Source organism: Mucilaginibacter galii (genome assembly GCF_014635825.1).
Classification (GTDB): Bacteria; Bacteroidota; Bacteroidia; order Sphingobacteriales; family Sphingobacteriaceae; genus Mucilaginibacter; species Mucilaginibacter galii.
Genome location: NZ_BMDO01000001.1, coordinates 408,408 through 421,803, shown reverse-complemented (window position 1 = coordinate 421,803; position 13,396 = coordinate 408,408). Strand labels below are relative to the sequence as shown.

At 44.6% G+C, this 13,396-nt stretch carries 13 protein-coding genes; 5 read left to right on the top strand and 8 right to left on the bottom strand.

Annotated elements, in window-relative coordinates; translation table 11 throughout:
• The 5 genes from IEV61_RS20755 (at position 1) to IEV61_RS01780 (ending at position 6,159) form a co-directional block, all read left to right on the top strand.
• Complete coding sequence (locus IEV61_RS20755) at positions 1-141, top strand: hypothetical protein (protein WP_373867822.1); 141 nt, start codon at positions 1-3, stop codon at positions 139-141.
• 107 nt (positions 142-248) lie between these two features.
• Positions 249-2,240 (top strand): HRDC domain-containing protein, encoded by a 1,992-nt coding sequence (locus IEV61_RS01795; protein ID WP_188413238.1) that lies wholly within the window; start codon positions 249-251, stop codon positions 2,238-2,240.
• A 219-nt stretch (positions 2,241-2,459) separates the two neighbouring features.
• Positions 2,460-3,695, top strand: a complete 1,236-nt coding sequence (locus tag IEV61_RS01790) for a glucuronyl esterase domain-containing protein (protein ID WP_188413236.1) — start codon at positions 2,460-2,462, stop codon at positions 3,693-3,695.
• A 150-nt stretch (positions 3,696-3,845) separates the two neighbouring features.
• Entirely contained in the window at positions 3,846-5,171 is a 1,326-nt protein-coding gene (gene nhaA / locus IEV61_RS01785; protein ID WP_188413234.1) for a Na+/H+ antiporter NhaA, read from the top strand.
• 31 nt (positions 5,172-5,202) lie between these two features.
• Positions 5,203-6,159, top strand: a complete 957-nt coding sequence (locus IEV61_RS01780; RefSeq protein ID WP_188413232.1) for a CvpA family protein — start codon at positions 5,203-5,205, stop codon at positions 6,157-6,159.
• 133 nt (positions 6,160-6,292) lie between these two features.
• On the opposite strand, the gene IEV61_RS01775 is transcribed toward IEV61_RS01780, so the two are convergent.
• The 8 genes from IEV61_RS01775 to IEV61_RS01740 all read right to left on the bottom strand — a co-directional run bounded on the left by IEV61_RS01775 (position 6,293) and on the right by IEV61_RS01740 (position 13,375).
• Entirely contained in the window at positions 6,293-6,748 is a 456-nt protein-coding gene (locus IEV61_RS01775; protein ID WP_188413230.1) for a QcrA and Rieske domain-containing protein, read from the bottom strand.
• 27 nt (positions 6,749-6,775) lie between these two features.
• Positions 6,776-7,723, bottom strand: a complete 948-nt coding sequence (locus tag IEV61_RS01770; RefSeq protein ID WP_188413228.1) for a DUF5777 family beta-barrel protein — start codon at positions 7,721-7,723, stop codon at positions 6,776-6,778.
• A 30-nt stretch (positions 7,724-7,753) separates the two neighbouring features.
• Complete coding sequence (locus IEV61_RS01765) at positions 7,754-8,305, bottom strand: YceI family protein (RefSeq protein WP_188413226.1); 552 nt, start codon at positions 8,303-8,305, stop codon at positions 7,754-7,756.
• A 4-nt stretch (positions 8,306-8,309) separates the two neighbouring features.
• Positions 8,310-9,563: a porin family protein gene (locus IEV61_RS01760; protein WP_188413224.1), complete on the bottom strand. Its 1,254-nt coding sequence runs from the start codon at positions 9,561-9,563 to the stop codon at positions 8,310-8,312.
• A complete protein-coding gene (locus tag IEV61_RS01755; protein ID WP_188413222.1) occupies positions 9,560-10,195 on the bottom strand; it encodes an RNA polymerase sigma factor in 636 nt (211 codons plus the stop codon). Before IEV61_RS01755 ends, IEV61_RS01760 begins: the two co-directional genes overlap by 4 nt.
• A gap of 239 nt (positions 10,196-10,434) precedes the next feature.
• On the bottom strand, positions 10,435-11,487 hold the full coding sequence (locus IEV61_RS01750) for a DUF748 domain-containing protein (protein ID WP_188413220.1): 1,053 nt from the start codon (positions 11,485-11,487) through the stop codon (positions 10,435-10,437).
• 14 nt (positions 11,488-11,501) lie between these two features.
• Complete coding sequence (locus IEV61_RS01745) at positions 11,502-12,467, bottom strand: YihY/virulence factor BrkB family protein (protein WP_188413218.1); 966 nt, start codon at positions 12,465-12,467, stop codon at positions 11,502-11,504.
• A 257-nt stretch (positions 12,468-12,724) separates the two neighbouring features.
• Positions 12,725-13,375: a response regulator transcription factor gene (locus IEV61_RS01740; RefSeq protein WP_188413216.1), complete on the bottom strand. Its 651-nt coding sequence runs from the start codon at positions 13,373-13,375 to the stop codon at positions 12,725-12,727.
• Between the last annotated feature and the right edge of the window lie 21 nt (positions 13,376-13,396).

Below are 13,396 nucleotides of genomic sequence, written 5' to 3'. Positions count from 1 at the left end.
ATAGGACGTTCACTAAAAGACCCCACTCAAATGGTTGAGGACTTAAAAGTATTAGACATTGACTTTATCAGCATCCATAATCGTATTGATACATCCACTCCAACCGATCTCTATTCACTTTTAATCTTTCGCTGCAATTAAAGATTAATTACTGTAGATGATAACGTGGCATAAGGAGTAACAAATGCTTACAAAATGCTTTGCAGGTAACTGATAGGGGAGTAATATTCGTAATTTTACCCCGACTAATGAATGCACTGAACCCGGCCATGCAAATGGCTCAAAACTACCTCGAGTTTACCAATACCACCATTTTCCTTACGGGTAAGGCGGGCACGGGTAAAACCACGTTTTTACAAAACCTGCGCAAAACATCGTCTAAAAAGATGGCCGTTGTGGCGCCAACAGGTGTAGCAGCCATCAACGCCGGCGGCATGACCATTCATTCTTTTTTCCAGTTATCGTTTGCGCCGGTTATCCCTACGGGTAACGGCCGCCCCGAATTGCATTACAGTTTAGAGAAGAAAGAACTGCTCAATAGTTTGGAACTGCTCATTATTGATGAGATTAGTATGGTAAGGCCCGATGTGCTCGACCAAATAGACCTCATCTTGCGTAACATCAAAGGCTCTTCGCATCCTTTTGGAGGTGTGCAGCTGTTGCTCATCGGCGATCTTTCGCAGCTAAGCCCCATTATCCGTAATGAGGAATGGGCTATGCTGGGCAGGTATTATGAAAGCCCTTACTTTTATAGTAGCCTGGTTATGCAAAAGGCTTCTTACGTGCGCATAGAGCTCGATCATGTTTACCGGCAAAAAGAACAGGCCTTTGTAGATATTTTGAACGAGGTGCGCAATCAAACCATTAGCCAAACCAGCTTAGATTTGCTTAATGCACGTTACGTACCCAACTTTAAGCCCGATGCCGCCGAACCCTACATTACGCTTACCACGCACAATGGTATTGCCCAGCAAATAAACAACGAGTTTTTAACTGCATTGCCAGGTACCGAAATTGAATTTGGCGCTACCATACGCGGCGATTTTCCCAAGGATGCTTATCCTACTGACACCAGCCTTAAGCTAAAGATAGGTGCGCAGGTCATGTTTGTCAAGAATGATGCATCGGCCGAAAAACTTTTTTATAACGGCAAAATAGGAACAGTTACCCGGGTAGAGAATGACGCGGTTTTTGTACAGTGTGGCCAACAGGATAAGGAGATTATGGTAGAAGCTGTAGAGTGGACCAACATAGCCTACACTTTAGAAAGCGATACCATTAACGAAACCAATACCGGCAGCTTTGCCCAAATACCGTTAAAGCTGGCCTGGTCTATTACCATACACAAAAGCCAGGGATTAAGCTTTGATAAGGCGGTAATAGATGTATCAGAGTCTTTTGCACACGGCCAGGCCTATGTGGCTTTAAGCCGTTGCCGCAGTTTGGCGGGTATGGTGTTGCGTAACCCTATAGCGACCCGCAACATTATTGGCGACCCGGCCGTTGCCCGGTACAATGTGCAGGCTATGGCGCTTAAGCCCGATGAAAAGAGGTTGGAGCGCGACAGGCAACAGTACGAGTTATACCTGTTATCGGAGCTGTTTAATTTTAATCCGCTGCAAGCCAAATTGGGCGAATTTGAACCGTTGCTGCCCAATGCGCAACAAGATATATTTTCCATAGCCGATAAGTTTAAAGGAAAACTAAAGACTGATCGAAGTATGGCTGCGGCCGGCTATTTTCAAGAAAAGTTAACTGCTGCTGTAGAAAGCTTGCACCAGCAATTACCCGCGCAAATTGGTAAAGCCAAAGATAAAGCCGCCAAGGCCGACCACCTCATGAACTGGTTGATGGACCGCATAAGGCTGATGGCCTACTTTGCCGTTAACGCATTCAGTACCGATAGCTACCTGGAGGTAAGCAGGCAAAAAGCAAAAGCCAGCGGACAATCGTACCTGAAAACGCTTAACGATAAGCCTAACCAAAAGCTTTTTGAACAGTTGCAAGCCTGGCGCGAAGAAGAAGGTGCCAGGGAAAAAATGATGCCCAACATGGTGCTCACCGAGCAAACTTTAGCTGCCATTGCCGAAAAATTGCCCGAAACGCTAAAAGCCCTAAGCGCCATCAAAGGCGTTGGTCCGCTTAAAACTCAGTTGTACGGTGCCCGCTTAATTACCATGATCCGTGCTTACTCCCTGGAGTTACTGGGCGCACCTGCCGACCAGAGGAGTTTATTTTAAAGATTTTGTTGGGTCGATAATCTGTAATATAACGAAGCCGGTAAAAGACTTGATAAAATTTGCAATCGATTGTAAGTCCAAAAATTTTCGTTACATTCGATTACCAAATTAAACTATGCTTCGTTATCCCGTAAAACGGAATCTATAATAAAGAACCCGTATAGCGCGCTTACAGAACCAATTAAAAATCTTTATAGAAACCTAAAAACTGATCGGGTTATGAAAATTAGATCGTTGCTATTTTGCTCGGCAGGCACTATTGCGCTGTTAACGGCTATTATTGTGAGCTGTAAAACCCATGGCGGCAATATTGTCCAATCAAAAGGGGAGTTGCAGGCCATGCCATCCTATGCATCATTACCGTCAAATCCCAAACTGCCCGACCCGTTCAAAATGATGAATGGTAAGCGTGTAACCACTAAAAAGGAATGGGCTCGTCGCCAAACCGAAATTGCTGCGTTAGCACAGGAGTTTGAATACGGGTATAAACCCAATACGCCGGCATCGGCTACAACAGGGGCATTTAACAATAATACGATTACCGTTACTGTAAATAATAACGGCAAAACCATAATGTTTAATTGTACCATTACCTACCCAACCACGGGCAGCAAGCCGTATCCGGCAATGATAGGCATTGGCATGTCTAACCTGAACAATGCCGCCATACTTAATTTAGGCGTAGCTGTTATCAATTTTCCTAATAACCAGGTTGCCCAGCAAAGCAATGCTTCCTCAAGAGGTAAGGGTTTGTTTTATGATATGTTCGGGAGCGATCACTCGGCATCGGCCACTATGGCCTGGGCCTGGGGCGTAAGCCGGTTGATAGATGCGTTGGAGAAAACGCCATTGGCCAATATCAACGCGGCCCGTTTAGGGGTTACCGGCTGTTCGAGGAACGGTAAAGGTGCTTTAGCTGTAGGCGCCTTTGAAGAACGCATTAAACTTACCATACCACAAGAGCCCGGTGCAGGCGGCGCGGCCAGCTGGCGTGTTTCTGACGCGCAAATACTGGCTGGCAAAAAGGTGCAAACCATTTCGCAAATTGTTACCGAAAACGTTTGGTTTAGAGAGAACTTTTCGCAGTTTGGCAAAACAGCCGATAAGCTGCCGTTCGATCAGCATAGCGTGATGGCCCTGGTAGCCCCCCGCGCACTTTTAATTATAGACAATACTTCTATAGACTGGCTTAGTCCGGTTAGCGCATGGATAACCGCCAATGCTGCGCACAAAGTATGGCAATCTCTTGGCGTGCCCGACAGGATGGGGTTTTCGCAAGTGGGTGCGCATAACCATTGCGCTTTCCCCGATGCACAATTGCCCGAATTGACCGCTTATATTCAAAAATTCCTTTTAGATAACAACACACCCAACACCAACGTCATGAAATCAGATGGTGATCATAAATATGATGAAGCCACCTGGGTAGACTGGACAGCACCGGGTTTAAGGTGATAGCAGCTTGTTTGTTACAAGAATAGAAACCAATGATTTATGCATAATCATGATGATTTAAGCTCAATTATTACGCTGAAAGTGGGGTGATAGATACTCTTTATTCCACCGCATTGTCTTATCTTCGGGCAACTACCGAAAACAAACATAATGCGTAAATCACCCATCGATCAGCTTATTGAGCCTGTAAGTAAGTTTATTCACCAAGAGTATACCAGCGGTATAGTGTTGTTGATGAGCGTACTGGCGGCCATTGTTTGGGTAAACTCACCCTTTAGTGAAAGCTATCATCATTTTTGGAATATCACGTTTTCGGTAGGGATAGGCAAAGCAGTTTTAGATCACCCTTTACACATCTGGATAAATGATGGCCTTATGGCTATCTTCTTTTTTGTGATAGGGCTCGAACTCAAGCGTGAGTTTATGGAAGGTGAGTTGTCTACCTTAAAAAAATCGCTGCTGCCCATGATGGCGGCCCTGGGCGGAATGCTGGTACCGGCAATGGTATACTTTGTAATTAACAAGGGTACCGAGGCCTCGCACGGCTGGGGTATACCCATGGCAACCGATATTGCCTTTGCACTGGCCTTGCTATCTATAGCGGGGAAGCATATACCCTCGTCTGTTAAGGTGTTTCTCTCGGCTCTTGCCGTGGCCGATGATTTGGGGGCTGTGCTGGTTATCGCTTTCTTTTATACCTCGGGCATCAGCTTTTTACCTTTGATGATAGGCCTGGGTTTTTTACTCATCCTCATTATTGCCAATGTAATGGGCGTGCGTAGCGGTACTTTTTATCTCATCATAGGTTTTGGCGTTTGGGTGGGTTTCCTGCTTTCGGGTGTGCATGCCACTATTGCAGGGGTATTGGTGGCCTTTACCATACCGGCCCGTACCAAAATTAACGAAGACGAGTATTCGCGGCAGGTAAAGCAGCTAATTCATGAATTTGACCATGAAATACCTAATGCCGGAGCACTCACCACGCCCAGCCAGCACCAAACCATACAGGAAATTAAAAAGATAAGTCTTGATGCCGAAACACCGCTTCAAAAAATAGAGAATGCACTGCATCCTTACGTAGCTTTTGTAATTATGCCCTTATTTGCCCTGGCCAACTCGGGTATCATCATCGGGGCCGATATTTTTTCGGCCATTGTAAACCCTGTAAGTATTGGGATAGCGGTGGGCTTGTTGTTGGGTAAATTTATAGGCGTGTTGCTGTTTACCTTTACCATGGTAAAAACCAAATTGGCTCAACTGCCGGCAAAGGCAACCTGGGGACACATGGTTGGCGTATCCATTTTGGCGGGCATTGGCTTTACCATGTCGTTATTTATTTCGGCCTTGGCTTTTAGCGATGCACAAATGATTAACCAGGCCAAGTATGGTATTTTGGTAGCGTCCATTATTGCCGGTACACTGGGTTTAACGGTACTTAAATTCACAAAAAAGGCGCCGGCAGCAACTATAAGCTAAGCATATGGTTACTTAATTAAACCAACCGTGCATGAACTACATTAATGCTTTGTTGCTCATCATTGTGGCGGTGTCTGTTTGGGCAGGCATTGCACGTGGGTTTATTATTAGCGCCCTGGCGTTGGCAACATGGCTGGGAAGCTTGGTTGCAGGCTTTTTAGCTTATGGCTTGCTCAGTTCACTACTGCTTAAATTGTGGCCATCGGCAGGGGTGTGGGCGGCTCCTTTGTCCTTTATCATCACCGTAATTTTAGCCCGTTATGTTTTAGATACCCTGGCAACCCGCGTGCTGGAAAAAGTGCCCCGCCAAGTGCATGGAAATATGCTGAACCGTATTTTGGGAGCAGTTCCGGGCACTGTTAACGGGTTAATATGGGCGGCTTTGTTATCGGCTTTCCTGCTGCTGATGCCTTTAACCAATCTGGTATCTAAGCAAGCACGCGATGGTAAACTGGCGGCTAAACTAACCGAAAAAGTGGGTTGGGTTCAGGAAAAGCTATCGCCCGTTTTTGGCGATATATTAAATTACGCTATCCCGAAAAACACGGTAGAAGTAAGCGCCAATAATCTTATTAAACTACCGTTTAGGGTACAAGATCCCAAATACCGGCCCGACCTCGAAGCCCAAATGCTGGTACTGGTTAACCGCGAACGAACCCAGCGAGGCCTGCATGCACTAAAGGCCGACCCTGAAATTGCCGTAGTTGCCCGCAAGCACTCTGCCGATATGTTTGCCCGGGGATATTTCTCCCATTTTACTCCCGAGGGCACTGATCCATTCCAGCGGATGCGCAAAGGTCATATCCGTTTCCTCACTGCCGGCGAAAACCTGGCGCTTGCCCAAACCCTGGCCATAGCCCATAGCGGATTAATGAAATCGCCCGGGCATCGGGCCAATATTCTTAACCCAACGTTCGGCAGGTTAGGCATTAGCATACTGGACGGTGGGATTTACGGTTTAATGATCACGCAGAATTTCAGGAACTGATAGATCGGCATTGATCATATTCCTGCGCTGAGTATCGTTGCGTATGTGCAATAAAGATGTTAAAAGGCCTGCCGGGAGCGATGTTTGTAACATTATCCGGCAGGCCTTAATTAAGCTTGTTAAGCTTTTATAGTTAGGCAGCTACAGTAAGGTTGCTGCCGGTAATGGCTACTGTGTAGGCTTTTAATGCCGTTGTTGCCGGGCCTAATAATACCGCACCGCCGGTACTAAACTGGCTCCCGTGGTTAGGGCATATAAATTTGCCTTGTGCCGTATTGTAGTTAATTGAGGTGCCCTGATGAGTACAAGCTACCTGCACTGCCGTAAAGGCCGATGATACCGAGCCTGCTGCAAGGCGTACCAGTATTACGCCGCTGGCTACCTTAAAATCGCCAATGTTTTTAAGTTCACTATCCAGGTTAACGTTAAATAAAGTGCTTCCGCTTGTTGGCGGAGGATTAGTGGTGCCGCCGCCGTTGCCTGGTGTGGGGTCATTTTTAGGATCGCTGCCGCAAGAGTATAAGCTGCAGCCTGTGCAAACAGCAGCCATGGTAATGCCCAGTTTCGATAAAAAGTCTTTTCTTTCCATAATGTTGTCGTGAATTAGTAAGGATTGTTATTTGTAAGTGCCTTTGTGTTTATGGTTAAAATCGAACACACGCGATATGGTGAACCCAAAGCGGTATTGCCCTTTGCTCCAGTTCGATTGGCTATCGGCCAGGTAATTAATAGGGGAGATAGCCTGGGCATTGCTGAAATTCATGGTGAACACGTGCCCGCCGGTTTCAATTTCAATACCCACGCCCGAGGGGTCGTAAAACTTTGGACTATTGCTGTTTTTGCGGAAGTTGGAAAAAGGATGCGCATAATCTACCACGATACCCAGTCGCTTAGTTACCTTCAAACGCCCTGCTGCCGATAAGGAGAAGATATTTTTTTCGTTACCTACCAGGTAAGGGAACGGCAGGTTGTTACGCAGAAACGATGGCGATATTTGCATAGAAAGTTTAGGCGAAAACTTGCGCGCTATAACCACCTGTGCAAAATAATTAAGGCGGTTAGTATAATCGTCGTACACATTGGTTGATACGCTGTAGGGTTTCAATCCTGTTTTACCTATCAGGGTAACGGCTACAGGTATACTGTTATCGGTTTTTTGGTGGAGTATGTTATACTTTAAGCCCAGCTCCAATAGCTGCTCATATTTACTGCGGGCAAAATCAACATCCAGGTTATCGGTAAGCCCATACTCAAAGCCAATCAAAATATCTGAAGAGTTATCAAATCCCCACAAGGTTTTACCACCGCCATCGGTGCCGCCTATATCGCCAAAGCGGTGTACCACAATAAAGTTGAGGTTATTCTTTTTAATGGTTTCGGTGGTTTCTGACAGGATAAGCCGGGTGGCTTTAAACGTGGCTATTACCGGTTCGGCCTGCGGACTGCCCGTAAGTGCGTTCATTAAAGAGTCGGTGGCCGAAGTGTCGCGCCCGATGGTTTGTGCTTCAACACTGCCTAAGGCAGCAGCAAATAGCATAGCAAGCAATAAAAATTTTTTCATCATGAGGGTGTAGTGTTGGAGGGGGGAGATAGATTAATTTTTAGGTTGGTATAAGGTGTAACTGGCCGCAACCTGTATCCTTATACTTTCGGCAATGTTTTTAAATACGATGGTAGGGATGTCTATTTTATGATCTTTACACAGTACCATAAACTCTGCCGTCATGCTGATGCTGCCATCGTTGACCATGATCTTACCCGTAATGGTACGGGCCTGCTTTACGCCGTGCGTTTCAAAAGTGCCTGTTACCGTAACAGGGTAGGTTCCGTTTTTGCTTAAATTGGGCAGCTGTTGTATTTTACCTTTAAAGGAGGCATTAGGATACTTGTCGCTCTCCATGTAGTTCTCGTTAAAATGCTCCTGCATCAACGACTTTTCGAACACGAACGAGCGGATAGGTACGCTAAAGGCTAAATCGCCGGTTGCGGCATTAAATACCGATGTGCCTTTTTGCGATGTGGCGTCAATATCTTCCAACGGCGCCTTGGAATACAGGTTAACCCTGGCATTTTTTGACACGTAGGTTCCCTGTACCGCCTGATTGATGTGCAACCAGGCAATTAAAATAATTGCTATATATTTCATAATGCTACTTTTTTGCCCGAGAAGTATTGAGGTACCAGCTGGCACCAAAGGCCACACCGGTAGATTTTAAATTAACACGGCCGTATCCAATATTGGTTAGCGGCAGCTTCATGTAAGGCTGTACATTTAAGCCAAATTTTGAATTAATACGCCTTTGATAGGTGGCGTTAATATTTATGACACCAAACAGGTGCTTATTTTGGTTTTTAATTTCAATATCGCCTGCACCAATGGTATTGCCCGGATAAGTATAGCTATACCGTTCGCTGAGCATAAAGTAAGAGGAAAGGCCCGTGCCAATGCTTAACTGGTTTATACCTCTGCTGTAAACCTGGTAATTTATATTTAAAGGAATATCTAATACGCGGCAGTCGGCCATTACATCAATTGGGTTGACAGAAAATTTATAGTCAGACGCGTAGTTGTACTGGCTAAAGCCAATAGTGTATGGCTTTTTAGCATACACAGCACCCGTGCTCATGGTTATTTTATTGGTAATGCCTACCGATAGCAATAAACCGGCGTTAGTGCCTATTTGCGTGCGGTTAAAGGCACTGCCCACGCCATTAAAATCGGGCGCGGCAATAATGCTTAGGCTAATGGGATGCCTGAAGGTATTTGTGCTTCGCACTTTTTTCTTTCTTTCTACCGATAGCAATGTGGCCAGCGAATCTGCAGGAATAGTTGTTGCAGCAGCAATTTCGGAGGCTAATAGCGCAGTCTGTTGTGGTTGTCCGCTACTGGTGCTATCGTTTGAAGCAAAAACCTGTGGCTGAGCGTTATTTTTTACTTTTTTAGGACTGGTGGTATCCTTAACAGCAACGTAAGGGCCAGTGCCATAATCAGGTAAGGCATTTATCTCTCTCTTCGTACTTTTTTTACTTATTATAACAGGGAACCTCTTAACTAATTTTGCCATAGCTGCTACATGCTTGCTGGGAGCTGTTTGGGTTGGTATTTGCTGTATGGACTGACCGTTTTTGCTGGTTTGGGGTTTGAGTTTAACTTTCGTAATTAAAATATGCTTTTTAACAGGTGTTTTATTAGTTATTAAGAACAAGCCAAAGGCAAGTAATAATACCGCGGCCGCACTGCTCAAAATTACCGGCATGCTAAAAATTATACCTCTACGTTTAGGCTTATCCAATAATTCTTCCATAGCCTCCCAGTCCTCGTTACGGTATGTAACATGGTCCTCTGGTTTGGATAGCCCATTTTTAAATAGCCGGTCAAGCTTATGTTCGTCGCCCGTTTTCATCTCCTTATACCGTTATTCAAAAAGCTCAGGTGTAGTTGGGCTGCGTTAATAGCTACTATTTGCGTTTGATGGGTGCCATTGGAATTGTCTGATATTTCGGCGGCTTTAAGTATCATCTTTTTTAATTTTTCGCGTGCCTTAAACAAATTTGATTTTGATGTCCCTATGTTAATATTCAACATCGTCCCAATTTCTTCATGCGTGTAGCCTTCTATGGCATAAAGGTTAAATACGGTACGGTAGCCGTGGGGCAATTGCTGTATCATATGCAGCAGTTCCTGGTAATTAATACGTTTGTCGGGCAGTTCGTTATCATCGCTTATATGTTCGGCCTTTTCCAGCTCATCGGTATAGGCCATTTTTAAATTGCTCCGGTAATAATCAATGGACGTATTCATCATGATCCTGCCCATCCATGCTTTAAACGGCTTGCTGCTTTCGTATTTGCTGAGGCCGGTAAAAACCTTCATGAAGCCCTGATTCATAATTTCGGCCGCCTCATAACGGTTACCGGCATAACGCAAACATATACCCATAGCAAAGCCATAGAATGCTTTATAAAGCATTCTATGGCACTTTCTATCCTGCTGCAGGCAGCCGGTAATAAGCTCTGCTAAGTCTGCTTCTCCCATAAATACCTTGGGTGTGCTGCTTTTTTATGAATTAAGATACATCATTTATAAGCATCACGTACAAAAAACCTAAAAGGTTGCCTGCGCAGTAAAAAATAATTGAAAATAATTTATCTACGTTAATGCAAGTCCTGCAAATGTGGTTATTTAAAACAGAGTTAGCCCAATAGCCCTTTGGATACGCTAGGTTAGGCGCAGATTAAATTATAGTAATGTAGGGTACGTTGATTAGTGGTTTTTTAATCAAGCGTGCCTTCGATGCCTTGTTGAAATGCTTTGATGAATGCGTTTTTAATAACACCTAAAAATGTAGCCCAGCCACTGGTTTTAGGATCGTTAATGTTGCCTTTGATAGGAATTTTAGTGGCAACTTTTTTGGTTTTTGGGTTTTCAACCACTTTGACAAACAGGCCAATCACCGCTTCTTTGGCTGCGCTGAGTATGCCGCCTTCTTTTTTATCTTTTTTCCAGTTGAGTACTTTAATGTTTTTGAAGAACGGTTTTGCATACCCTTTAAGCTGGCCGTTATTAAGTTCCAGTTCGCTATACATATCCAGGCTGCCGCGCTCTACATCAAATTTGCCATAAGCTTTAATAAAGCCATTTAAGCTGGTTAGTTTAGTGCCGGTTAACTGCATATTCAGGTTAAAATCGGGAATTTCTTTTAACGCATTCAACTTCATGTCGGCTTTTATGTGGCCCTTACCTATGGAGGTGCCCGTTAAGGAAACAGAAGAAGGCAAATGTGTGCCTACAGCCTCAACGTTGGCCAGGTTAAGCGCGGTAAGGTTCATACCGTCTATGTACAGGTTCACATCGGGCTTACGGCTAAAATCAAGATAGGCAAATCTACCGTTGCGCACAACGAGCCGGTTAATAGTCATCGGCATCAAAGCTTCTACAGTTTCGGTCCAATGTGCCCGCGATGGTTCTTTAGATAGGTCGGCAGTTGCAGCCAAAATATGGATGACCGGTCGGTCCATTTCAACCTCACCCACCAGGCGGCCTTTAAAAATGTATTTCCATTCTATAGATAAATCTATATGGCTGATCTGTAAAAACGGATATTTAGGCGGGTCGATCTTTTTTCGAAGTTCAAGTCCCTCAATTGCATAAGCACCCCTTATCAGGTGAATATCAACATCATTTACGTGGCCCGTATAACCCGGCAGTTGGTTGAGCTTTTTATTAACGTAGCTTTTTACAATAGAGGGGAGTGCTATCCTAAATATGACCAATAGCAGAATAATACCTATGATGATTTTGTACGAAGTCTTGAGGTTTTTCCACATTATAGGGGCGTTAATTAGCTTTCTTTCTTTTCTACATTGCCCTGCGGAGGCAGTACGTCAACATCGCGCTCGGTTTCGGTTTGCTCTACATGCACGGCATAATCGGCCGGAGCAATTTTGGCGCCGGTAAATTCGGCATACGCCTGGGTAAACTCTGCACCAAAGTAGAGGATGGCTGCTGTATAATAGATCCACAATAAAATGATGATCAGCGAGCCTGCCGCGCCGTATGCCGAGCCAGAGCTGGTTTTTTCTATGTAAATGCCAATTAACAAACGGCCCAGCATAAACAGCAAGGCGGTAAAAATGGCACCTGCACGTACTTGTTTCCACTGAATTTTAACATCGGGGAGTACTTTGAATATTACGCCAAATAAAATGGTGATCACTACAAAGCTGATCACTACATTGAGCACACTGAACAAGGTCACGGTAACATCGGGCAAAAAGTTTTTGAGCCTGTCGCTCACCGCTTCCAGCGCGCCATTTACCACCAATGATACTACCAAAAGAAAACCCAGTGTTACAATCAACGATCCGGATAGCAGGCGGTCTTTCAACAGTTTTACCCAGCCGCGTTTTGGCTTAGCTTTTACTTTCCAAATGATATTGATAGAATCCTGTATCTCGCCGAAAATAGAAGTGGCACCTACTACCAGCGTTATAAAGCCTATAATTACAGAAATGGTGGTTTGCCCAGATTTTTCAAGGTTCTTGATCATGTCCTGAACCTGTTTGGCAGCTTCGTTGCCTATAAGTCCATTTATTTCATGAAACAACTGCCCTTGTATAGCCTCTTTACCTAAAAACAAGCCCGCCAGCGAAATCAACAGCATTAACAACGGGGCAAGTGAAAAAATGGTGTAATAGGCTAGCGAAGCACTAAACTTCATGGCCCTGTCGTCGCCAAAACCTGTAGCGGCGCCTTTTATAATGGTAAATCCGTCTTTTAAAGTTTGTAACGAGAAGAGTTTTTTCATAGGGCAACAATCAAAAAAATAAGGCAAACTGCACCTAATGCAGGTTTTACCCGTAGGGAAATATTTATCTTAGTAAATAAAAATACTCCTGAATTGTTTGCCGCCACCTTACAGAAGGTGAAGTATAGTCATGAAAAGAGGCCGCTTAAAGCGGTATTTTAGCTCATTTATAAAACCAATCAGGAATCTTATTCGCCTCTTTCCTTTGGTGCATTATAAGCGTTGGGCTGTACGCCCGATTGCAGGTCGGGGTATTATTAATGAACAATACCGTTCAACACTGCAAACCTTATAAGGGCGGCGGTATTGCGTACGCCGGTTTTATCAATAAGATTTTGGCGGTGCCCTTCTACGGTACGTTTGCTGGTAAATAGCTTATCGGCAATTTCCTGGTTGGTAAAGCCATCGGCCAGCAGGGTAAGTATCTCCAGCTCGCGGCTCGAAAACTCAAGGCCTGCCTGCATTTCGGTGCTGGTATGTTCGGGCATGGTAACCAGGCGATTAACAAAGCGCATGGTAAGTTCTGAGCATATGTACTGGCCTTTGGCCGCCACATGTTTAATGGCAAAGTGCAATTCATCGGCACTTATGTTTTTAAGCAGGTAACCGCAAGCGCCCGATTTAAATGCTTTGATCACATATTCCTCATTATCCAATGCGGTAAGTATAATTACCCGCACCCGGGGGTGGTTGGTGTTTATCCACTGGGTAAGTTCCTGCCCGCCCATGCCGGGCATGTTCATATCGGTTAAAATCAAATCAATGTGGTCGCCTTTTTTAAAAACCTCTATTACCTCTTTGCCATTGTTAACCTCGGCTACAATGTTAAAATCTGGTTCTTTTTCTAAAATAAACTTCAAACCATCTCTCACTATTTTATGGTCTTCGGCAAGAACAATGTTAATCATATTGTATTTTAATTAGGTATG

Excerpts from the sequence above, each read along its gene's own strand:
- IEV61_RS01795 (WP_188413238.1), top strand. The coding sequence starts at position 249 with ATGAATGCACTGAACCCGGCCATGCAAATGGCTCAAAACTACCTCGAG.
- IEV61_RS01790 (WP_188413236.1), top strand. The coding sequence starts at position 2,460 with ATGAAAATTAGATCGTTGCTATTTTGCTCGGCAGGCACTATTGCGCTG.
- nhaA (WP_188413234.1), top strand. The coding sequence starts at position 3,846 with ATGCGTAAATCACCCATCGATCAGCTTATTGAGCCTGTAAGTAAGTTT.
- IEV61_RS01780 (WP_188413232.1), top strand. The coding sequence starts at position 5,203 with ATGAACTACATTAATGCTTTGTTGCTCATCATTGTGGCGGTGTCTGTT.
- IEV61_RS01775 (WP_188413230.1), bottom strand. The coding sequence starts at position 6,748 with ATGGAAAGAAAAGACTTTTTATCGAAACTGGGCATTACCATGGCTGCT.
- IEV61_RS01770 (WP_188413228.1), bottom strand. The coding sequence starts at position 7,723 with ATGATGAAAAAATTTTTATTGCTTGCTATGCTATTTGCTGCTGCCTTA.
- IEV61_RS01765 (WP_188413226.1), bottom strand. The coding sequence starts at position 8,305 with ATGAAATATATAGCAATTATTTTAATTGCCTGGTTGCACATCAATCAG.
- IEV61_RS01760 (WP_188413224.1), bottom strand. The coding sequence starts at position 9,563 with ATGAAAACGGGCGACGAACATAAGCTTGACCGGCTATTTAAAAATGGG.
- IEV61_RS01755 (WP_188413222.1), bottom strand. The coding sequence starts at position 10,195 with ATGGGAGAAGCAGACTTAGCAGAGCTTATTACCGGCTGCCTGCAGCAG.
- IEV61_RS01750 (WP_188413220.1), bottom strand. The coding sequence starts at position 11,487 with ATGTGGAAAAACCTCAAGACTTCGTACAAAATCATCATAGGTATTATT.
- IEV61_RS01745 (WP_188413218.1), bottom strand. The coding sequence starts at position 12,467 with ATGAAAAAACTCTTCTCGTTACAAACTTTAAAAGACGGATTTACCATT.
- IEV61_RS01740 (WP_188413216.1), bottom strand. The coding sequence starts at position 13,375 with ATGATTAACATTGTTCTTGCCGAAGACCATAAAATAGTGAGAGATGGT.